At 44.1% G+C, this 211-nt stretch carries 1 protein-coding gene; it reads right to left on the minus strand.

Features of this window, described 5'->3' with window-relative positions; genetic code table 11:
• A partial coding sequence (locus V6252_RS13580) for a DUF3641 domain-containing protein (protein ID WP_341610781.1) occupies positions 1–211 on the minus strand: 211 nt, incomplete at both ends.

Below are 211 nucleotides of genomic sequence, written 5' to 3' on the forward strand. Positions count from 1 at the left end.
AATCCATATCCGGGTGGAACTGGTCTTTCGCCAACAGCACCGGACCAAAACGCTGATTGGGCATATTGGTTAGGGCAAATAGATGGTTAAACTCGATATCAATGTGCGCTTTTAACTCACGCTTATAATCCGCTTCAAGCTCTTGTTGATTCGGTGGCAGGGTCGCACCTTGCGGATTGAAGACCAAGTTTAATATTAAATTAGAATCAGA

The sequence above is a fragment of the Psychrobacter proteolyticus genome (genome assembly GCF_038155145.1).
GTDB lineage: Bacteria > Pseudomonadota > Gammaproteobacteria > Pseudomonadales > Moraxellaceae > Psychrobacter > Psychrobacter proteolyticus_B.